Consider the following 20,117-nt stretch of genomic DNA (forward strand, 5'->3'; position numbering starts at 1 on the left):
GCAGCGGCCGGCGCGTCGGCACGGTCCCCTTCTGCGGCGCACGGCCCACCGATGTCCGCGCCGTTCCGAGGACGGACACCCCCGGCGCGGCCCCGGGCCCCAGGACCACGCACCGCGCAACGCGCGCCCCCACCGGAGCGGCACCGGCCGCCGCAGGCCCCCCACCGCACCGCACCGCATCCTCACCACCTACCGACACACGAGAGGCTGACCGACGTGCACGACGACGACCTCCTCGCCCGGGCCAGGGCATGGCTGGCCGAGGACCCCGACGCGGACACCCGCGCGGAACTCGCCGAGCTCATCGACGCCGAGGACCACGCCGAGCTCACCGCACGCTTCTCCGGCACCCTCCAGTTCGGCACCGCGGGCCTGCGGGGCGAGCTCGGCGCCGGTCCGATGCGCATGAACCGCGCCGTCGTCGTCCGGGCCGCCGCCGGCCTCGCCGCGTACCTGAAGAAGCAGGGCGCCGCCCAGGGGGACGACGACGCCGGCCTGGTCGTCGTCGGCTACGACGCCCGCCACAAGTCCGAGGACTTCGCCCGGGACACCGCCGCGGTGATCACCGGCGCCGGCCTCCGGGCGGCCGTCCTCCCCCGCCCCCTCCCCACCCCCGTCCTCGCCTTCGCCGTCCGGCACCTCGGCGCGGTCGCCGGCGTGGAGGTCACCGCCAGCCACAACCCGCCCCGCGACAACGGCTACAAGGTCTACCTCGGCGACGGCTCGCAGATCGTGCCCCCCGCCGACGCCGAGATCGCCGCGGAGATCGACGCCGTACGCTCCCTGGACGACGTGCCCCGCCCCGAGGCCGGCTGGCAGATCCTCGACGACTCCGTCCTGGACGCCTACCTCGCCCGCACGGACGCGGTCCTCTCCGAGGGCTCCCCGCGCACCGCCCGCACCGTCTACACCGCGATGCACGGCGTCGGCAAGGACACCCTCCTCGCGGCCTTCGCCCGCGCCGGCTTCCCGGAGCCCGTCCTCGTCGCCGAGCAGGCCGAGCCCGACCCGGACTTCCCCACCGTCGCCTTCCCCAACCCGGAAGAGCCCGGCGCGATGGACCTCGCCTTCGCGAAGGCCCGTGAGACCGGCCCCGACCTGGTCATCGCCAACGACCCGGACGCCGACCGCCTCGCCGTCGCCGTCAAGGACGGCGCCGACTGGCGCATGCTCCGCGGTGACGAGGTCGGCGCCCTCCTCGCCGCCCACCTGGTCGGCCGCGGAGCGCGCGGCACCTTCGCGGAGTCGATCGTCTCCTCCTCCCTCCTCGGCCGCATCGCCGGGAAGGCGGGCCTCCCGTACGAGGAGACCCTCACCGGCTTCAAGTGGATCGCCCGCGTCGAGGGCCTGCGCTACGGCTACGAGGAGGCCCTCGGCTACTGCGTCGACCCCGAGGGCGTACGCGACAAGGACGGCATCAGCGCGGCCCTCCTGATCACGGAACTCGCCTCCGCCCTCAAGGAGACCGGCCGTACCCTCCCGGGCCTCCTCGACGACCTCGCCGTCGAGCACGGCCTGCACGCCACCGACCAGCTCTCGGTCCGCGTCGAGGACCTCTCCGTCATCGCCGCCGCGATGCGGCGCCTGCGCGAACAGCCCCCCGCCCTCCTCGCGGGCCTCCCCGTCACGAAGGCCGAGGACCTCTCCCGGGGCACGGACACGCTGCCGCCCACGGACGGCCTGCGTTACACCCTCGACGGCGCCCGGGTGATCGTCCGCCCGAGCGGCACGGAGCCCAAGCTGAAGTGCTACCTGGAGGTGGTCGTCCCGGTCACGGCGCACGCCGACCTCCCCGGAGCCCGCGCGACGGCGGCGGACCTGCTGGCCGCCCTCAAGCGGGACCTGTCGGCGGCGGCGGGCATCTGACCGCGCGAGCCTGATCACCCGGCCCTGACGGGGTGCTCCCACCCGGAGGCACCCCGTCAGGTGATGTCGCGGTTTCCCTTCTCCTCCTGCCCGTCGCCCCGGCCCCTCCAGAGCGGTGCCGGCCGCGCCCGGGCCGGCACGCGATCGTCAGCCCGTCCCCAGCAGCACCGCGAGCAGCACCGCCCCGGCCGCCGCCGGCGCGACGACCTCGTAGGCCCAGCGCACCGTCACCTCGCCCTGGGAGGTGTCGGCCGGCTTCCGCGCCTCCAGCGTCTCGCGCAGGTCGTCCATGACCTTGTCGGTCTCCGCCCGCACCGGCCCGTCCGCCGCGGCGGGCCCGGCGCCGCCCCGCGCACCGCCCCCGCCGAGACCGCCGAGCATCCCAGCGCGTCCCTGGCCGCCCCCGGAGGTCCGCCGCGTCTCCCGTCGCGCGGCCTTCTTCCGGGCGCGCAGCGAGACGGGAATGGACCACAGCTGGTACTTGTCGCCGGACTCGGTGAAGACCTCGTTGGAGTAGCCGGACCGGAAGGAGGCGACCTGCCCCCAGGGCAGCACGATCACCCGGAAGGGATTGCGCACGCGCAGCCGGTCGTCGCCCGCGAAGACGGCGGGCCGCACGGTGTAGGCGGCGATGAGCGGCACGAGGAAGAGCAGCGCCGCGAGGGCCAGCCAGGGCGTGCGCCCCTCGCCCGCGACCAGGGCGTCGATGCCGAGCCACAGGGCGAGGGCGAGCAGCAGGACTCCGCCGGCGAGGCCCGCGGGCGAGCGGTAGATCCGGTCCTTCGACACGGGTACCGGCGGCTGCGGCGGTGGTGACTGGGACTCCGGGGTCGTCATGGTGCCGATTGTGCCCGACGGTCCCGGCGGCGCTCATCGGTGGTGCCGGTCCACGGAACGAGCGCGCGGGGCTGTACAGCCGCTACGCGCGTAGATATGCTCGCCTGGTGACCATGCCCACCACTGCATCCGCTGCTCCCGCACACGGACTCGCCGACGTCACCGCGTCCGACAGCACGCTGCGCCGCTTCCTCCACGGACTGCCCGGCGTCGACACGGTCGGCCTGGAGGCGCGCGCCGCCTCGCTCGGCACCCGTTCGATCAAGACCACCGCGAAGGCGTACGCCATCGACCTCGCCATCTCGATGGTCGACCTGACGACGCTGGAAGGCGCGGACACCCCGGGCAAGGTCCGGGCGCTCGGCGCGAAGGCGGTCCGCCCCGACCCGACCGACCGCACGGCCCCGGCGACGGCGGCCGTCTGCGTCTACCCGGACATGGTGCCCGCCGCCAAGGAGGCCGTCGCCGGCTCCGGCGTGAAGGTCGCCTCGGTCGCCACGGCGTTCCCGGCGGGCCGCGCCTCGCTCGCCGTCAAGCTGGCCGACGTGCGCGAGGCCGTGACGGCGGGCGCGGACGAGGTCGACATGGTCATCGACCGCGGCGCGTTCCTCGCGGGGAACTACCTGAAGGTGTACGACGAGATCGCCGCCGTACGCGAGGCCTGCGGCACGTCCGCCCGCCTGAAGGTCATCTTCGAGACCGGCGAGCTGTCGACGTACGACAACATCCGCCGCGCGAGCTGGCTCGGCATGCTGGCCGGGGCCGACTTCATCAAGACCTCCACCGGCAAGGTCGCGGTCAACGCCACGCCCGCCAACACCCTCCTGATGCTGGAGGCGGTCCGCGACTTCCGCGCGCAGACCGGCGTCCAGGTCGGCGTGAAGCCGGCCGGCGGCATCCGCACCACCAAGGACGCGATCAAGTTCCTGGTCCTGGTCAACGAGACCGCGGGCGAGGACTGGCTGGACAACCACTGGTTCCGCTTCGGCGCCTCCTCGCTGCTGAACGACCTGCTGATGCAGCGTCAGAAGCTGGCCACCGGCCGCTACTCCGGTCCCGACTACGTGACGGTGGACTGATCACCATGGCACCTGTTTTCGAGTACGCACCGGCGCCCGAGTCGCGCGCGGTCGTCGACATCGCGCCCTCGTACGGCCTGTTCATCGACGGCGAGTTCGCCGAGGCCGCCGACGGCAAGGTCTTCAAGACCGTCTCCCCCGCCACGGAGGAGGTCCTCTCCGAGGTCGCCGAGGCCGGCGAGGCGGACGTCGACCGCGCCGTGAAGGCCGCCCGCAAGGCCTTCGAGAAGTGGTCGGCGCTCCCCGGCTCCGAGCGCGCCAAGTACCTCTTCCGGATCGCCCGGATCATCCAGGAGCGCAGCCGCGAGCTCGCCGTCCTGGAGACCCTGGACAACGGCAAGCCGATCAGGGAGACCCGCGACGCGGACCTCCCCCTGGTCGCCGCGCACTTCTTCTACTACGCGGGCTGGGCCGACAAGCTCGACCACGCCGGCTACGGCGCGAACCCGCGCCCGCTCGGCGTCGCCGGCCAGGTCATCCCGTGGAACTTCCCGCTCCTGATGCTGGCGTGGAAGATCGCCCCGGCGCTCGCGACGGGCAACACGGTGGTCCTCAAGCCCGCCGAGACGACCCCCCTGTCCGCCCTGTTCTTCGCGGACATCTGCCGTCAGGCGGGCCTGCCCAGGGGCGTCGTCAACATCGTCACCGGCGACGGCCGCACCGGCGCCGCGCTGATCGCCCACCCCGACGTGAACAAGGTCGCCTTCACGGGCTCCACGGCCGTCGGCAAGGAGATCGCGCGCACGGTCGCGGGCACCCGCAAGAAGCTGACGCTCGAACTGGGCGGCAAGGGCGCCAACATCGTCTTCGACGACGCCCCGATCGACCAGGCCGTCGAGGGCATCGTCAACGGCATCTTCTTCAACCAGGGCCAGGTCTGCTGCGCGGGCTCCCGCCTCCTCGTCCAGGAGTCGATCCACGACGAGCTGCTGGACTCCCTCAAGCGCCGGCTCTCCACCCTCCGCCTCGGCGACCCGCTGGACAAGAACACCGACATCGGCGCGATCAACTCCGCCGAGCAGCTGGCCCGGATCACCGCGCTCGCCGACCGGGGCGAGGCGGAGGGCGCCGAGCGCTGGTCCCCGGCCTGCGCGCTCCCCGCGACCGGCTACTGGTTCGCCCCGACGCTCTTCACCAACGTCACCCAGGCGCACACGGTCGCCCGCGACGAGATCTTCGGCCCGGTGCTGTCCGTCCTCACCTTCCGCACGCCGGACGAGGCGGTCGCCAAGGCCAACAACACGCCGTACGGCCTGTCGGCTGGCATCTGGACGGAGAAGGGCTCGCGCATTCTGGCGGTCGCGAACAAGCTGCGCGCGGGCGTGATCTGGTCCAACACGTTCAACAAGTTCGACCCGACCTCGCCGTTCGGCGGCTACAAGGAGTCGGGCTTCGGCCGCGAGGGCGGCCGCCACGGCCTGGAGGCGTACCTCGATGTCTGACCAGAACCGACTGAGCGTCTTCAAGACCTACAAGCTGTACGTGGGCGGGAAGTTCCCGCGTTCCGAGAGCGGCCGGGTGTACGAGGTGAGCACGAGGACGTCAGCCGCTGACGCGGGCAAGGGCAAGTGGCTGGCGAACGCGCCCCTCTCCTCCCGCAAGGACGCCCGTGACGCGGTGGTGGCCGCGCGCAAGGCGTTCGGCGGCTGGTCCGGCGCGACGGCCTACAACCGCGGCCAGGTCCTCTACCGCGTCGCCGAGATGCTGGAGGGCCGCCGCGGCCAGTACGTCGCGGAGGTCGCCGACGCCGAGGGCCTGTCGAAGTCGAAGGCGGCGGCGCAGGTCGACGCCGCGATCGACCGCTGGGTCTGGTACGCGGGCTGGACCGACAAGATCGCCCAGGTGGTGGGCGGCGGCAACCCGGTCGCGGGCCCCTTCTTCAACCTCTCCTCACCGGAGCCGACGGGCGTGGTCGCCGTCCTGGCCCCGCAGGAGTCGTCGCTCCTGGGCCTGGTCTCGGTGGTCGCCCCGGTGATCGCGACCGGCAACACGGCGGTCGTGGTGGCGTCGGAGAAGTCCCCGCTCCCCGCCCTCTCCCTCGGCGAGGTACTGGCCACCTCCGACGTCCCCGGCGGCGTGGTCAACATCCTCTCCGGCCGCACCGCGGAGATCGCCGCCCCGCTCGCAGCCCACCAGGACGTCAACGCGATCGACCTCGCGGGCGCCGACGAGGCGCTGGCGAAGGAGCTGGAGATCGCGGCGGCCGACAACCTCAAGCGCGTCCTGCGTCCACAGCCTGTGGACGACGCGGACTGGTCGACGACTCCCGGCACCGACCGCATGACGGCGTTCCTGGAGACGAAGACGGTCTGGCACCCGACGGGCGCACTGGGCGCGTCCGGCTCGTCGTACTGACGCACCCGCGAACAGGGCCGCGGCGCCTCTCCGTCCGGAGGAGCCGCGGCCTTCCGCGTCCATGAGGGACGACCCGAACGGCCTGGCACTGGTACCGGCACGGGTACCAGTACTGGTATCGGTACTGGACACCGTCGACGAGCTGGCGGACGATCCTCGCCCCGCAGGGCCGGTTCCGTACGGATCGCCCGGCCTCCGCCGGCCGTGGGGACGGCACAGCCCTTCCAACGGGCGTCAGCGCAGCGACTCCGCGGCCTGTCCCACCACCGGCACGCCGCCGACCGACCGCGCCTGCGCGACCGGCCCCGTCAGCGCCGTCGAGGTGAGCGGCCGGAAGTCGGCCACCTGTGTGCCGACGCCGTTGTCCAGCGGGTCGACGCCGGTGCCGGCCAGCGGGTTGGGCCTGAGGTCGGCGGCCGGACCGGCGACGTGGCCGACCGCGCCGGTCACCGCCTGGAGGCCCGCCCCCTGCTCCGTGCCGCCCGGCGGCGCGGGGACGGCCAGGGCGCGCCGGACGGCCGGGGTGCGGGAGGAGGACGCGTGTCGGGCCATCGGTGAGCCACCTCGTGCTTCGGAGTACCTCGGAGGCACCGCGGAGAGTAATCGGCGCCGTGCGCAGCGTAGTTGAGATGTGACGCCTGCTTCAAAGCCGGTCCGCGGGGTCGTACGGCGGCCGTTCGATGCCTCACACTGGTGTCCCGTGAGCTCCCATCCGCCCATACCGACGCGAGTCGTGCTGCTCTGCGGCCCCTCCGGCTCCGGCAAGTCCCTCCTCGCCGCCCGCTCCGGACTTCCGGTGCTGCGCCTCGACGACTTCTACAAGGAGGGCACGGACCCGTCGCTGCCGCTGGTGCCCCAGGGCTCCGACATCGACTGGGACCACCCCGCCTCGTGGGACGCTGACGCGGCCGTCGCCGCCATCACGGAGTTGTGCCGCACGGGCCGTGCGCCCGTGCCCGTCTACGACATCGCGCTGAGCGCCCGCACCGGCGAGGAGACGGCCGACATCGGGCGGACCCCGCTGTTCCTCGCGGAGGGCGTGTTCGCCGCCGAACTCGTGTCCCGCTGCCGCGACCTGGGCGTCCTGGCCGACGCGCTGTGCCTGAGCCGGGGCCCGCTGACGACCTTCCGCCGCCGCTTCCTGCGGGACCTGCGGGAGGGCCGCAAGTCCGTGCCGTTCCTGCTGCGCCGCGGCTGGCGGCTGATGCGGCAGGAACGGTCGGTCATCGCACGGCAGACGGCCCTGGGCGCCCACGTCTGCGACCGGGACGAGGCGATGGGCCGGCTGGCCGCCGCGGCGGCGGGGCGGTGCGCCACGGCGCGTACGGCGGTGTGACGCGGCCCCTGACGCACAAGAGCGGGACTGGACGGACCCCCCGGCCCTCCAGCCCCGCTCTCTTTGTGCTCCCCCGTGCTTCCCCCCCGGGTTCCCCCGTATCCCCCCCGGGTTGTTCCCCCGTGTCCCCCGTGGTGCTTCCCCGTGAGTAAGAGCCGGGTGTCCTCCCCCTGATACACCCCGGCCCCGACTTTTTTTCACGGGGACCGTCCTTCAGGCGACCAACTCGCCGAAGGCGTCCTCCCGGTCGCGGCCGAAGCTGAGGACCTCGTCCTCGCGCAGCCGGCGGAGCGACCGCCAGATGCTGGACTTCACCGTGCCGACGCTGATGCCGAGGATGTCCGCGATCTCCGGGTCCGTGCGGCCCTCGTAGTAGCGCAGGACCAGCATGGTGCGCTGGAGCTCGGGCAGCCGGGCCAGCGCCTGCCACAGGACCGTGCGCAGCTCGGTGCCGCGCATGGCGTCCGTGTCGCCCGCCGTCTCCGGCAGTTCCTCGGTCGGGTACTCGTTGAGCTTGCGGCGCCGCCAGGCGCTGATGTGCAGGTTGGTCATGGTGCGGCGGAGGTATCCGCCGACCGCCGCCTTGTCGGTGATCCGGTCCCACGCCCGGTACGTCGAGAACAGCGCGCTCTGCAGCAGGTCCTCGGCCTCGAAGCGGTCGCCGGTGAGGTGGTAGGCGGTGGCGTACAGGGAGGCGCGGCGCTCCTGGACGTAGGCGGTGAACTCCGCCTCCGACAGCGAACGGCGCTCCCCCGGGCCCTCCCCGTACGCCGGTCCCCCGTGCGTCTCCCCCTGACGCGTGTCGACCACCGCCATGTAGGCGGTGTGCTGACGCCCGGCGCCGCGAGCGCACCCCCGTCCTCCCCCACGCTCGAACACGCTCGTGCGGGAGGGACCCCCGTCGGCACCGGACTTCTCGGAACCCCGGTGCACGTGCACGTCGTGCAGACGCGTGACCACTGCGCTGGTGCTGTTGCCCTTCAGCGTGTTCATCTCGCGCCCCCCGTCGTGGACTTCCGGTGTTCGGCCTGCCGTGTTGCCTGTACCGACAAGCTTGCCCCCGTGACTTCATGGCCGTGTCCGCCGACTGTCACAGACCTGTCACAGGGGGCCGACACGGTTGCGCCACCGTTCCTTCACAGGGTCCGGCGGCGTGTCGGGGTCCCATCCGGACCCACAGGTCGAACCGCACCCCCTCCATGGGCCAGAATGAGCCCGTGCCTTCCCTGTTGCTGATCGAGGACGACGACGCCATCCGTACGGCCCTGGAGATCTCCCTGAGCCGCCAGGGCCACCGGGTGACCACCGCTGCCAGCGGTGAGGACGGTCTGAAGCTGCTGCGCGAGCAGCGGCCGGACCTGATCGTGCTGGACGTGATGCTGCCCGGCATCGACGGTTTCGAGGTGTGCCGTCGCATCCGGCGCACCGACCAGCTGCCGATCATCCTGCTGACCGCGCGCAACGACGACATCGACGTGGTCGTCGGTCTCGAGTCGGGCGCCGACGACTATGTCGTCAAGCCCGTCCAGGGCCGGGTGCTGGACGCCCGGATCCGGGCCGTGCTGCGGCGCGGGGAGCGGGAGTCGACCGACTCGGCGAGCTTCGGCAGCCTGGTCATCGACCGGTCGGCGATGACCGTGACGAAGAACGGCGAGGACCTCCAGCTCACGCCGACCGAGCTGCGGCTGCTCCTCGAACTGAGCCGGCGGCCGGGGCAGGCGCTGTCCCGGCAGCAGCTGCTGCAGCTGGTGTGGGAGCACGACTACCTCGGCGACTCCCGGCTGGTGGACGCCTGCGTGCAGCGGCTGCGCGCCAAGGTCGAGGACGTGCCGTCGTCCCCGACCCTGATCCGTACCGTGCGCGGTGTCGGCTACCGGCTGGATCCGCCTCAGTGACACAGGAACACCAGGGGGGGCCACGCGGCTGGGTCGCGGCTCGCAAGGGAGTCTGGTCCTGGCTGCGCTTCACCAGCCTGCGCCTGCGGCTGGTGCTGGTCTTCGGGCTGGTCGCGCTCACCGCCGCCGTGTCCGCGTCCGGCATCGCCTACTGGCTGAACCGGGAGGCGGTACTCACCCGCACCCAGGACGCCGTGCTGCGCGACTTCGAACGGGAGATGCAGAACCGGGCGGGCGCGCTGCCCGAGCACCCCACCCAGGACGAGTTGCAGCACGCCGCGGGTCAGATGGCGGGCAGCAGCCAGCGGTTCAGCGTGCTGCTGGTCGCCGAGAACGCCGACGGCACGACCGTGTACGGCAGCTCCGGCGGCCTGGGCGGCTTCTCGCTGTCCGACGTGCCCGAGTCGCTGCGCACCGCGGTGAACAAGGAGCAGCGGGTCACCAACGCCAACAAGCACCCGTACCACCTGTACTGGCAGCGGATCACCGAGGACGACACCCCCCAGCTCGTGGCCGGCACGAAGGTGATCGGCGGCGGGCCGACCGGCTACATGCTCAAGTCGCTGGAGCCGGAGGCCAAGGACCTGAACTCGCTCGCCTGGTCGCTGGGGATCGCGACCGCGCTCGCCCTGCTCGGCTCCGCGCTGCTCGCGCAGGCCCTCGCGACGACCGTGCTGAAGCCGGTGCACCGGCTCGGGGTCGCGGCACGGCGGCTGGGCGAGGGAAAGCTGGACACCCGGCTGCGCGTGTCCGGCACCGACGAACTGGCCGATCTGTCACGGACGTTCAACAGCGCCGCCGAGGCACTGGAGAAGCGGGTCGCGGACATGGCCGGCCGGGAGCAGGCGTCGCGGCGCTTCGTGGCGGACATGAGCCACGAGCTGCGCACACCGCTGACGGCGATCACCGCCGTCACGGAAGTACTGGAGGAGGAGCTGGAGTTCGAGGGCGGCGGCTTCGACCCGATGATCGAGCCGGCCGTACGACTGGTGGTCAGCGAGACCCGGCGGCTGAACGACCTCGTGGAGAACCTGATGGAGGTCACCCGCTTCGACGCGGGCACCGCCCGGCTGGTCCTGGACGACGTCGACGTCGCCGACCAGATCACCGCCTGCATCGACGCCCGCGCCTGGCTGGACGCCGTCGACCTGAACGCCGAGCGCGGCATCCACGCCCGGCTCGACCCGCGCCGCCTCGACGTCATCCTGGCCAACCTGATCGGCAACGCGCTCAAGCACGGCGGGTCGCCGGTGCGGGTCTCGGTGACGCGGGCGGACGACGAGGTGGTCATCCGGGTGCGGGACCACGGGCCCGGCATCCCCGAGGACGTCCTGCCGCACGTCTTCGACCGCTTCTACAAGGCGAGCGCCTCCCGGCCGCGCTCCGAGGGCAGCGGGCTCGGCCTGTCCATCGCCCTGGAGAACGCGCACATCCACGGCGGGGAGATCACCGCCTCCAACCTGCCCGACGGGGGTGCGGTGTTCACGCTGCGGCTGCCGCAGGACCCGTCTCCGCCCGCGGAAGAGGACGCCGAGGACACGGGAGGCTCCGGTGGTTCCGGTGGTTCCGGGGGCGCCTCGGGTGACGAGAGCACGGGCAAGGACGCGAAGGGACAGGTCTGATGACCGCACGCCGTCTGCCGGCACTCCCCGGGCTGGCCGGTCTGGCCGCGCTGGCCGCGCTGCTCGCCGGGTGCGGCATCCGCGCCACGGAGGTGCCCACGGACTACGGTCCCGCGCCCTCGCGGGTGCGCTGCTCGCTCGCCGAGCCGGACGTGTCGACGCGGACGGCGCCCGGCGTGCCCGTGCAGGTGTTCCTGCTCTGCGGCTCGTCACTGGTGGCCGTGGACCGGACGGTGCGGGCGCCGGACGGCGCGGCGGACTCCGGGCGGCGCGTGCGGGTGGCCCAGGCGCTGCTGGACCAGCTCACGGCGCCGCCGTCGGCCGCGGAGAAGGAGGCCGGCTACACCACGGACGTGAGCCGCGGGATCACCGTGACCGGCCCGCGCCCCGGCGACCCCGAGGACACGCTGCGCCTCGGCACCGACCCCGGCGACCTCACCTCGTACGCCCTCGCCCAGGTCGTCTGCACCTTCTCCGACTCGGCCGCGGCCGAGGGCGACGGTTCCGTCGTCCTGGCCGGTCCCTCCGACCGGCCCGCACGCCGCTACGTCTGCACGGACGAGGTCCGCGCCCGGCCGGGCAGCAACGAACCGCCGACCGGCGAGGCCGCGGGCGGCTGACGGCTGACGGCCGCCCCGGGGACGGATGGCGGGCCATGTGGCGCAAGCCTCACCCTTGCGAGGGAGGGACCGGAACCGAGTACGGCGGCGGCCGCGTCTAGGGGTGCGTGCAGCGTCATGGGTTCCTCGGCGGCAGCGCCGCGCTCCGCATCCGTGTGACAGGAAGCGTCCTCCTGGTCACGCATTTCGCGTTCGTCGCCTGGTACACGCTGCGGCCACTCGACGTCCCCTGGGTGCTGCCTCCCAACCTCCGGCCGCTCGCCGGGATCCGCGCCGATCTGGCGCTCGGCTGGCCCGCGGCGGCCCGCTCCCTCGGCGGGGCGCTCGCGCTGCTGGCGCCCCTGGGGGTGCTGCTGCCGATGGCGGGCGGCCGGCTGGCCGTCTCGCCGCTCGCCTCCCTGCTGCGCACCACGGCAGCGGGGGCCCTGCTGTCGCTGGGCATCGAACTGCTGCAGACGGGGGTGCCCGGTCAGGTCGTCGACGTCGACTCGCTGCTGCTGAACACGGCGGGCGTGGCCCTCGCGCACCTCGCCGTGGTCCCCGCGGGCCGCGCCCGGCTCCGTCGCAGGTCCCGGCGGGGCGGCCAGGAGGACGTCCGCCGGGAGGAGCCCACTCAGGGTCGGACCCCGACGATTCCCAGGGTCGGAATCGCCCCGTAGAGCGACGCTTTGCTCCGTTCGTCTCCGTAGCGTGGAAGGCAGATGAAGGGGAAGCCGAACGGCAGCCCCCACCACACGCTCACGAAGGAGCCGCGATGTCCCGCCTCGCCCGCCCCACCAACGGCCGCATGATCGGCGGAGTGTGCGCCGCGCTGGCCCGGCGCTTCGGCACCTCCACCACCACGATGCGGGTGATCTTCCTGGTCTCCTGCCTGCTGCCCGGCCCGCAGTTCCTGCTCTACGTCGCCCTGTGGTTCCTGCTGCCCTCCGAGGAGAAGGCCGCCCGCACGGCCTGGTGACGGGCCGGGACGGATCCCTGGCCCGGTGACGGACCCATGGGCCTGAGGAAGGCCCGTACGGGGCTGCGCCGGCGGACTGACGGACGCACCTCCCCTCTGGTACGCCGATGGGGCGCACCCGGTGACACCGGGTGCGCCCCATCGGCGCGTGGGAGGAGGCGGGCTCAGCCGCCGGCCGGGAGGCTGCTCAGGCCCGGCCCTTGGCCGGCATGCCGCCGAGCAGGCCGGCGACCGACTGGACCGGGAGGTCGGAGAGCTGCTCGGCGACCACCTGGTCGGCGAGCGGCGGCGCGGCGGTCAGACCCTCACCGGCGATGTGGCGGGTCTGCTCCAGCCCGTTGGCCGTGAGGGGCGCCACGTCGGAGACGGTCTCCGCGGGCAGCGTCCGGGCCACGGAGTCCACCGCCTGGGTGACGTCCGGGAGCTGGGGGGCCGCGCCGGCCGTGCCCGCACCGACGGCGGCGAAGGCGGCACCGAGGGCGGCGACACCGAGGGTCTTGACAGACTGCTTCATGAAATGCTTCCTCGAAATGGGATGACGGGGATACGAGCGGTACTCGACCGTAAACATGCGACACCCCTCGCGGCAAACATCGAAATGCGGACGGATTGTGAAAGCCCGCCCCCATTTCCGTATTACCGTAGCCCCCCTCCCAGCCATCACCGTCCGGGAAATCGCTGGTGGAAGCCTTCTACTGGAACAGCCATTCGGATTTCAGCTCCGCATAACCGGGCTTGATCACGTCATTGATCATGGCCAGTCGTTCATCGAAAGGAATGAACGCTGATTTCATCGCATTGACGGAGAACCACTGCATGTCGTCGAGCGTGTAACCGAACGCGTCGACAAGGTGCTCGAATTCCCGGCTCATGCCGGTGTGGGACATCAACCGGTTGTCGGTGTTGACGGTGGCGCGAAACTGCAGCCGGCGCAGCAGCCCGATGGGGTGCTCGGCGTAGGAGTCGGCCGCCCCGGTCTGCAGGTTGGAGCTGGGGCACAGTTCCAGCGGGATGCGCTTGTCCCGGACGTACGAGGCGAGCCGCCCGAGTTCGACCCTGCCGTCCTCGTGGACCTGGATGTCGTCGATGATGCGCACGCCGTGCCCGAGCCGGTCGGCGCCGCACCACTGCAGGGCCTGCCAGATCGACGGCAGCCCGAAGGCCTCGCCGGCGTGGATGGTGAAGTGGTTGTTCTCGCGCTTGAGGTACTCGAAGGCGTCCAGGTGCCGGGTGGGCGGGTACCCGGCCTCGGCCCCCGCGATGTCGAAGCCGACGACGCCCCGGTCCCGGTACCGGTTGGCGAGTTCGGCGATCTCCAGGGCGCGGGCGGCGTGCCGCATGGCGGTGAGCAGGGCGCCGACACGGATCCGGTGGCCGTTGCCCCGCGCCCGGCGCTCGCCCTCCCGGAACCCCTCGTCGACGGCCTCGACGACCTCTTCCAGGGTCAGCCCCCCTTCGAGGTGCTGCTCGGGGGCGTACCGCACCTCGGCGTAGACGACGCCGTCCTCGGCGAGGTCCTCGGCGCACTCGGCGGCGACCCGGACCAGGGCGTCGCGGGTCTGCATGACGCCCACGGTGTGCGAGAAGGTCTCCAGGTACCGCTCCAGCGATCCGGAGTCGGCGGCCTGCCGGAACCAGGCGCCGAGCCGGCCGGCATCGGTCTCGGGGAGATTCCCGTAGCCGGTCGCCCGGGCGAGCTCGACGACCGTGGCGGGACGCAGTCCGCCGTCGAGGTGGTCGTGCAGCAGGACCTTCGGCGCCCGGCGGATCTGGTCCGGCGCCGGAGTCCTCGCGATGTTCTTCGCGGTGGTCGTCGCGGCGGCCTTCGCGGTGGTCTTCGCGCTGCTCTGGCTCGTCATTTCGGCACCCTAACTCCTACGCGCGTAGAACGCGGGGCGAACGCGCGGACCCGAGGAGACCGGCCGCGGTATACGGATCCGACGATATGTAACGGTGACTGTGAGGACGGGTGGCGTACACCTGGACTTCTGAGAATCTTCTGCCATGGCACAGCAAGCGACGCCGGTCCGTCGGGCCCGGCTGGGGCGAACACTCGGTCCGGACGGAACGGCGGTGAGCGGTGTGGTGCTGCTGCTCCCCGGTGGCGACGAGGTCTCCAGCCGCAGACCGTCCCCGTTGCTGGCGGCCTCCTCCGTGCGCGCGCTGGGGCGCCGGCTGGCACGTGCGGGCCGGGAGGAGGGACTGGCGACGCATGTCGTGCACTACCGCTACCGCGGCTGGAACGGCACGGAGGCCCACCTCGCCCGGGACGCCGACTGGGCCGCGGACGAGGCCGTACGGCGCTACGGCGACGTTCCCGTCTGCCTGGCCGGCGTCGGCATGGGCGGACGGGCGGCCCTGCGCGCGGGGGGACACGAGGCCGTCAACTCGGTGCTGGCGATCGCACCCTGGCTGCCCGACGAGGACATGGCCGCGCCACCCGAACCGGTGAAGCAGCTCGCCGGGCGCCAGGTGCTGATCGTGCACGGCACGAACGACGAACGCTGCGACCCCGAGCTCTCGTTCCGGCTGGCTGCCCGGGCGAAGAAGGCGAACCGTTCCGTGTGCCGGTTCGAAGTGCACTCCGACGGCCACGGCCTGCGGCACTACCGGGAGGAAGTCGCCGCGCTGGCGGAGGACTTCGTGATGGGCGTGCTGTTCGGGCAGCCGTTCTCCCGGCCGGTGGAGGACGCGCTGGCCGCTCCCCCGCCACTGGGGCTGCGGATGCCGCTGGCGGTGGGGTTCGGGAAGTCGTTGCGGCGTTAGGAGGCTCGCGTTCGGGCCGGCCGGGGTCAGGAGGGGAGCAGGTGACCCCTCCTCGACAGCAGGAACTTCTTGAACGCCGCCACCGGGGGCGTGTCCGTACGCCCCGCCAGCCAGGCCACGCCGATCTCACGGGCCGCGCGGGGGGCGGTGACCGTCAGCTCGACCACGCCGGGGCGGGGCACCGCGGGCGGCGGCAGCAGGGCGACGCCGAGACCCGCCGCGACCAGGCCGCGGAGCGTCTCCGCCTCCTCCCCCTCGAAAGCCACCCTGGGCCGGAAACCGGCCTCCTTGCACAGGGCGTCGGTGATGCGGCGCAGGCCGTAGCCGGGCTCCAGGGTCACGAAGGCCTCGTCGGCGGCCTCGGCGAGGCGGACGCGCCTGCGCCCGGCCAGAAGGTGGTCGGCGGGCACGACCAGGCGCAGCTTCTGCTCGTCCAGGCGGCGGGCGACCAGGTCGGGGGCGTCCGGGACCGGGGAGGTGAGGCAGAGGTCGAGTTCGCCGGCGCGCAACCGCTCCAGCATGGCCTCGCCGTAGTTCTGGACGAGGCTGAAGCGGACGCGGGGGTGGTCGGCGCGGAAGGCGTGCAGCAGGCCGGGGACGGTCTCGGCGCCCATCGTGTGCAGGAAGCCGAAGGCGACCTTGCCGGTGGCCGGGTCGGCGTCCGCGCGGACCTCGTCGGCGGCGCGCTCCACCTCGGCGAGGGCGCGTTCCACGGAGCCGAGGAAGGTGCGTCCGGCGACGGTCAGCGCCAGGGTGCGGCCGCGGCGCACGAACAGGTCGACGCCCAGGTCCGCTTCGAGGCGGACGAGGGCGCGGGAGAGCGTCGACTGAGGGACGTTCATCTCCTGGGCGGCCCGGGTGACGTGCTCGGTGCGGGCGACGCCGGCGAAGTGCGCGAGGCGGGGCGCGAGCAGCGCGACGATGTCTTCTGTGTCACCGGAAGGTGACAGGCGGGCCTGTGAGCTTTGCTGATGCACCATGGGAACGATTATGGCCATTCCATGCATTGGACGGATGAGTCGCGGGCTTCGTACGGTCCCGGTATGACTCCCGCCGATACCGGGGCGTCCACCACCGTGGGCGCCGCTGCATCCGTCTCCGACGCCCCCGAGACCCGCGACTCGCGCATGGCCCCGGGCGGCCCCGGCTACCGCCGGATGAGTTTCGCCCTCTTCCTCGCGGGCGTCGCGACCTTCGCTCTCCTCTACTCCACCCAGGCCCTGCTGCCGCTGATCTCGGGCGACCTGGGCGTCACCGCGGGCGATGCGAGCTGGACGGTGGCCGCCGCGACCGGCGGCCTCGCGCTGTTCGTCCTGCCGATGAGCGCGCTGTCGGAGCGCTTCGGGCGGCGCACGGTCATGACGGCGTCGCTGGCGGTCGCGGTGACCGTCGGGCTGCTGGTGCCCTTCGCCCCGTCGCTGCCGGCGCTCGTCGCGCTGCGCGCGGTGCAGGGCGCGGCGCTGGCCGGACTGCCGGCCTCGGCGACGGCGTACCTGGCGGAGGAGGTCACCCCGCGTGCGCTGGTCACCGCCATCGGCCTGTTCGTCGCGGGCAACAGCGTGGGCGGGATGAGCGGCCGGGTCATCACCGGCTGGGTCGCCCAGGAGTGGGGCTGGCGGATCGCCGTCGGCGTGATCGGCGTGGTGGCGGTGGCGTGCGCGGTGGCCTTCCGGATGCTGCTGCCCGCGCCGAAGCACTTCACGCCGGGCTCGCTGCGCCCGCGCGTCCTGGCCCGCACGGTCCGCGGCCACCTCGCCGACCCGCTGCTGCGCCGCCTGTACGCGATCGGCGCGCTGTTCATGACGGTGTTCGGCGGTGTCTACACGGTGATCGGCTACCGCCTGGCGGAAGCGCCGTTCTCGCTCCCGCAGGGCCTCATCGGCTCGATCTTCCTGGTCTACCTGGTCGGTACGGTGTCGGCGTCCACGGCGGGCCGGCTGGTGGGCCGCCTCGGCCGCCGCGGCGCGCTGTACCTGGGCGGCTCCACGACCGCGGCGGGGCTGCTGCTCACCCTCGCCCCGTCCCTGCCGCTGGTCCTGCTGGGCCTGGTGCTGATCACGGCGGGCTTCTTCGCCGGGCACGCGGTGGCCTCCTCGGCGGTCGGCAAGACGGCCACGCACGGCCGCGCCCAGGCCTCGGCGCTGTACCAGTCCGCCTACTACGTCGGCTCCAGCGCGGGCAGCACGGTCGGCGCGATGGCGTTCCACTCCGGAGGCTGGGCCGGGACGGTCGGGGTCGGGCTGCTGGCGGTGCTGGGCGTCGTGGCGATCACGGCGCTCGGTTCGCTCGCGGCGCGGCGGCAGGCCGGGGGCACGCCGGTGCGCGCCTTGAGCATGCCTCGCTGACCTGCGCGTTTCCTGACTGCACAGGCCATTGTCAGTCCGCTGCGGTAGCTTCCGAAGTGCGAGGCGCGAAGACGCGCACGAAGGGACGCCACAGGGGTGGGTGGACGATGACCAACGGCACCGTGACGACGGAGCTGGATTCCGCGCTGGAGAAGCACCGGGTCGAGCTGACGGGGTACTGCTACCGGATGCTCGGCTCCTCCTTCGAGGCCGAGGACGCGGTCCAGGACACCCTGGTCCGCGCCTGGCGGAGCTACGACAAGTTCGAGGGCCGCTCCAGCCTCCGTTCCTGGCTCTACCGGATCGCGACCAACGTCTGCCTGGACATGCTGACCGCGGGCAACAAACGGGCCCGCCCGATGGACCTGACGGACTCGACGCCCCTCGCCCGGGCCGCCCTGTCCCCCCGCCCGGACAGCACCTGGCTGGAGCCGATGCCGGACGCCCGCGTACTGCCCTCGACCGCCGACCCGGCCGAGGCCGCCGTCGCCAAGGAGTCGGTGCGGCTCGCCTTCATGGCCGCCCTGCAGCAGCTGCCGCCCAAGCAGCGGGCGGTGCTGATCCTGCGCGAGGTGCTGGCGTGGAGGGCGAGCGAGGTCGCCGAGCTGCTCGGCACCTCGGTCGCGTCGGTCAACAGTGCCCTGCAGCGCGCCCGCGCGACCCTCGCCGAGCGGGAGGAGCGGGGCGACGACGCGGCGGTGTCCGACCCGCTGGACGAGGAGCAGCAGAAGCTGCTGGAGCGCTATGTCGCGGCCTTCGAGGGCTACGACATGACGGCGCTGACGGCGCTGCTGCACGAGGACGCCGTGATGACGATGCCGCCGTTCGACCTGTGGCTGGCCGGTCCCGCGGACATCACCGGTTTCATGACGACGCTCGGCGCGGCGTGCGCGAACTCGCGGCTGGTGCCGGTCCAGGCCAACGGGCTGCCGGCCTTCGCGCACTACAAGCCGGACGAGGAAGCGGGCGGCTACGCCCCCTGGGCGGTCCAGGTGCTGGAGATCTCAGACGGCCGCATCACCGGGTTCCACTGCTTCCTCGACACCAAGAGGTGGTTCCCGCTGTTCGACCTGCCGCTCCGTCTCGAAGCGGAGGCCGACGAGGTCCAGTAGGGCGTGCAGGGCGGGGTCGGGGTCGCGCAGCCGGATCCGGCCCCCGGCCCGCCGGGCCGTGAGCTCCAGGCGGGCCAGCAGATCGACGGCGGCGAGCCCCGGCGGTCCCAGCCCGCCGACGTCGCAGACGACCACCCCGGCCGGGGTGGTTTCCAGCAGGGCGCGCACCTCGTCACAGAGCCGGGGTGTCTCCCCTCGGGAGACGGGCCCCGGCAGCACGAGTACGGCGGGTGTCACGGCGTCCACGTGCGGTAGACCCGGGGCGGGCGGGGAACTCATCGGTGCCCACCATCAGAGATCACATTGACCTGGGCACGCCCCTGCCCGGAGGGTTTGCTGTATGCCCCACGCATCCCCTCCCCCCGCCATGCCCCACCAGGTCCGTCCGCTCGGCGGGGAGGTGCCGTGCAGGGGGTACTGACCGGCTTCGCGGTCATCGCGGTCGTCATCGCCGCCGGTTACGTGCTCGGTCTTCGGGGCCACCTCGGGCCCCAGGGGCGCGAGGTCCTGACGAAGCTCGCCTTCCATGTGGCCTCACCGGCCCTGCTGTTCACCACGCTGGCGACGGCCGACCTGTCGGTGGTCTTCTCCAGCCGGCTGCTGGTGACGGCGCTGTCCACGGCCGCGGTGGCCGGGGTCTTCGTCGCGGTGGGCGTGGTACGGGGCTGGGGCGTGGGCCGGACGACGATCGGCGCGCTGTGCTCCGGTTACGTCAACTCCGGCAACCTCGGTATCCCGATCGCCGTGTACGTGCTGGGCGACGCCTCGCTGGTGGCTCCGGTCCTGCTGTTCCAGCTGGTGCTGGTGACGCCGGTGGCGGTGACGGTGCTGGACCTGTCGGGCGGGGGCGGGAAGGGTCCGTTGTGGCGGCGGCTGCTGACGCCGCTGCGCAATCCGATAGCGCTGGGCTCGCTGGCGGGCGTCGCGGTGGCGGCGAGCGGCCTGCGGGTGCCGGATCCCGTGATGGACCCGCTGACCCTGATCGGCAACATGTCCGTGCCGGCGGTCCTGCTGGCCTTCGGCATCGGCCTGTGCGGCTCCACGATGCCGCTGCGGGGGGTGGAACGGCGGCCCGTGCTGCTGGCGGTGGCGCTGAAGACGGTGGGCCAGCCCGCGGTGGCCTGGGCGCTGGCGTCCGGGGTGTTCGGACTGCGGGGCGCGCAGCTGCTGGACGTGGTGGTGACGTCGGCGCTGCCCGCGGCGCAGAACCTGTACACGTACGCGTCGACGTACGGGGTGGGCGAGCGGCTGGCGCGGGACGCGATTCTGGTGTCGACGGTGGTTTCGGTGCCGGTGCTGGTGGGGGTGGCGGCGGTGCTGGGGTGA

21 protein-coding genes are annotated in these 20,117 nt (G+C 72.9%); 14 read left to right on the plus strand and 7 right to left on the minus strand.

What is annotated here, in order from left to right:
* The first annotated feature begins 207 nt into the window (after positions 1 to 207).
* Positions 208 to 1,866, plus strand: coding sequence for a phospho-sugar mutase (locus ACP4IX_RS12515; RefSeq protein WP_426555585.1), 1,659 nt, complete (start codon positions 208 to 210; stop codon positions 1,864 to 1,866).
* 147 nt (positions 1,867 to 2,013) lie between these two features.
* Here ACP4IX_RS12515 and ACP4IX_RS12520 read toward each other — a convergent pair whose 3' ends face one another.
* The gene (locus ACP4IX_RS12520) at positions 2,014 to 2,703 is read right to left on the minus strand and encodes a PH domain-containing protein (RefSeq protein WP_426525615.1); all 690 of its coding nucleotides are present in this window, start codon (positions 2,701 to 2,703) and stop codon (positions 2,014 to 2,016) included.
* 113 nt (positions 2,704 to 2,816) lie between these two features.
* Here ACP4IX_RS12520 and deoC point away from each other — a divergent pair, with 113 nt between their 5' ends.
* The 3 genes from deoC to ACP4IX_RS12535 are packed head-to-tail and all read left to right on the plus strand — an operon-like array spanning position 2,817 to position 6,137.
* Positions 2,817 to 3,782 (plus strand): deoxyribose-phosphate aldolase, encoded by a 966-nt coding sequence (deoC, locus tag ACP4IX_RS12525; protein ID WP_426555512.1) that lies wholly within the window; start codon positions 2,817 to 2,819, stop codon positions 3,780 to 3,782.
* A gap of 5 nt (positions 3,783 to 3,787) precedes the next feature.
* Complete coding sequence (locus ACP4IX_RS12530) at positions 3,788 to 5,224, plus strand: aldehyde dehydrogenase family protein (protein WP_426555513.1); 1,437 nt, start codon at positions 3,788 to 3,790, stop codon at positions 5,222 to 5,224.
* Positions 5,217 to 6,137, plus strand: coding sequence for an aldehyde dehydrogenase family protein (locus ACP4IX_RS12535; RefSeq protein WP_426555514.1), 921 nt, complete (start codon positions 5,217 to 5,219; stop codon positions 6,135 to 6,137). Before ACP4IX_RS12530 ends, ACP4IX_RS12535 begins: the two co-directional genes overlap by 8 nt.
* 234 nt (positions 6,138 to 6,371) lie before the next feature.
* On the opposite strand, the gene ACP4IX_RS12540 is transcribed toward ACP4IX_RS12535, so the two are convergent.
* Positions 6,372 to 6,689, minus strand: a complete 318-nt coding sequence (locus ACP4IX_RS12540; protein ID WP_426555515.1) for a hypothetical protein — start codon at positions 6,687 to 6,689, stop codon at positions 6,372 to 6,374.
* 181 nt (positions 6,690 to 6,870) lie between these two features.
* On the opposite strand from ACP4IX_RS12540, the gene ACP4IX_RS12545 reads away from it, so the two are divergent.
* On the plus strand, positions 6,871 to 7,473 hold the full coding sequence (locus ACP4IX_RS12545) for a uridine kinase (RefSeq protein ID WP_426555586.1): 603 nt from the start codon (positions 6,871 to 6,873) through the stop codon (positions 7,471 to 7,473).
* Between the two features lie 213 nt (positions 7,474 to 7,686).
* Here the strand turns inward: ACP4IX_RS12545 and ACP4IX_RS12550 are convergent, their stop codons facing one another.
* Positions 7,687 to 8,466: a SigE family RNA polymerase sigma factor gene (locus ACP4IX_RS12550; RefSeq protein WP_426555516.1), complete on the minus strand. Its 780-nt coding sequence runs from the start codon at positions 8,464 to 8,466 to the stop codon at positions 7,687 to 7,689.
* A 224-nt stretch (positions 8,467 to 8,690) separates the two neighbouring features.
* On the opposite strand from ACP4IX_RS12550, the gene afsQ1 reads away from it, so the two are divergent.
* The 5 genes from afsQ1 (at position 8,691) to ACP4IX_RS12575 (ending at position 12,568) form a co-directional block, all read left to right on the plus strand.
* Positions 8,691 to 9,368 carry a two-component system response regulator AfsQ1 gene (afsQ1, locus tag ACP4IX_RS12555; protein ID WP_426525625.1) on the plus strand — a complete coding sequence of 226 codons (678 nt, stop codon included), beginning with the start codon at positions 8,691 to 8,693 and terminating at the stop codon, positions 9,366 to 9,368.
* The gene (locus ACP4IX_RS12560; protein WP_426555517.1) at positions 9,365 to 10,990 is read left to right on the plus strand and encodes an ATP-binding protein; all 1,626 of its coding nucleotides are present in this window, start codon (positions 9,365 to 9,367) and stop codon (positions 10,988 to 10,990) included. The genes afsQ1 and ACP4IX_RS12560 overlap by 4 nt, the downstream gene beginning before the upstream one ends.
* Complete coding sequence (locus ACP4IX_RS12565) at positions 10,990 to 11,610, plus strand: hypothetical protein (RefSeq protein WP_426525629.1); 621 nt, start codon at positions 10,990 to 10,992, stop codon at positions 11,608 to 11,610. The genes ACP4IX_RS12560 and ACP4IX_RS12565 overlap by 1 nt, the downstream gene beginning before the upstream one ends.
* A 107-nt stretch (positions 11,611 to 11,717) precedes the next feature.
* A complete protein-coding gene (locus ACP4IX_RS12570; protein ID WP_426555518.1) occupies positions 11,718 to 12,269 on the plus strand; it encodes a VanZ family protein in 552 nt (183 codons plus the stop codon).
* 95 nt (positions 12,270 to 12,364) lie between these two features.
* The gene (locus ACP4IX_RS12575) at positions 12,365 to 12,568 is read left to right on the plus strand and encodes a PspC domain-containing protein (RefSeq protein ID WP_426525633.1); all 204 of its coding nucleotides are present in this window, start codon (positions 12,365 to 12,367) and stop codon (positions 12,566 to 12,568) included.
* Positions 12,569 to 12,755: 187 nt separating this feature from the next.
* Here the strand turns inward: ACP4IX_RS12575 and ACP4IX_RS12580 are convergent, their stop codons facing one another.
* Both ACP4IX_RS12580 and ACP4IX_RS12585 read right to left on the minus strand, forming a co-directional pair.
* The gene (locus tag ACP4IX_RS12580) at positions 12,756 to 13,082 is read right to left on the minus strand and encodes an ATP-binding protein (protein ID WP_426525635.1); all 327 of its coding nucleotides are present in this window, start codon (positions 13,080 to 13,082) and stop codon (positions 12,756 to 12,758) included.
* Positions 13,083 to 13,260: 178 nt separating this feature from the next.
* On the minus strand, positions 13,261 to 14,427 hold the full coding sequence (locus ACP4IX_RS12585; RefSeq protein ID WP_426555519.1) for an adenosine deaminase: 1,167 nt from the start codon (positions 14,425 to 14,427) through the stop codon (positions 13,261 to 13,263).
* 145 nt (positions 14,428 to 14,572) lie between these two features.
* Here ACP4IX_RS12585 and ACP4IX_RS12590 point away from each other — a divergent pair, with 145 nt between their 5' ends.
* Complete coding sequence (locus ACP4IX_RS12590; RefSeq protein WP_426555520.1) at positions 14,573 to 15,334, plus strand: alpha/beta hydrolase; 762 nt, start codon at positions 14,573 to 14,575, stop codon at positions 15,332 to 15,334.
* 26 nt (positions 15,335 to 15,360) lie between these two features.
* On the opposite strand, the gene ACP4IX_RS12595 is transcribed toward ACP4IX_RS12590, so the two are convergent.
* Positions 15,361 to 16,314, minus strand: a complete 954-nt coding sequence (locus ACP4IX_RS12595; RefSeq protein WP_426525641.1) for a LysR family transcriptional regulator — start codon at positions 16,312 to 16,314, stop codon at positions 15,361 to 15,363.
* Between the two features lie 63 nt (positions 16,315 to 16,377).
* On the opposite strand from ACP4IX_RS12595, the gene ACP4IX_RS12600 reads away from it, so the two are divergent.
* Entirely contained in the window at positions 16,378 to 17,679 is a 1,302-nt protein-coding gene (locus tag ACP4IX_RS12600) for an MFS transporter (RefSeq protein WP_426555521.1), read from the plus strand.
* 107 nt (positions 17,680 to 17,786) lie between these two features.
* Positions 17,787 to 18,791, plus strand: a complete 1,005-nt coding sequence (locus ACP4IX_RS12605; RefSeq protein WP_426555522.1) for a sigma-70 family RNA polymerase sigma factor — start codon at positions 17,787 to 17,789, stop codon at positions 18,789 to 18,791.
* Here the strand turns inward: ACP4IX_RS12605 and ACP4IX_RS12610 are convergent.
* Positions 18,684 to 19,070, minus strand: a complete 387-nt coding sequence (locus tag ACP4IX_RS12610) for an STAS domain-containing protein (RefSeq protein ID WP_426555523.1) — start codon at positions 19,068 to 19,070, stop codon at positions 18,684 to 18,686. The genes ACP4IX_RS12605 and ACP4IX_RS12610 overlap by 108 nt on opposite strands.
* Positions 19,071 to 19,196: 126 nt before the next feature.
* On the opposite strand from ACP4IX_RS12610, the gene ACP4IX_RS12615 reads away from it, so the two are divergent.
* Positions 19,197 to 20,117, plus strand: a complete 921-nt coding sequence (locus tag ACP4IX_RS12615; protein ID WP_426555524.1) for an AEC family transporter — start codon at positions 19,197 to 19,199, stop codon at positions 20,115 to 20,117.

Origin of the sequence: Streptomyces sp. WG5 (genome assembly GCF_049974565.1) — a bacterium.
Taxonomy (GTDB): Bacteria; Actinomycetota; Actinomycetes; order Streptomycetales; family Streptomycetaceae; genus Streptomyces.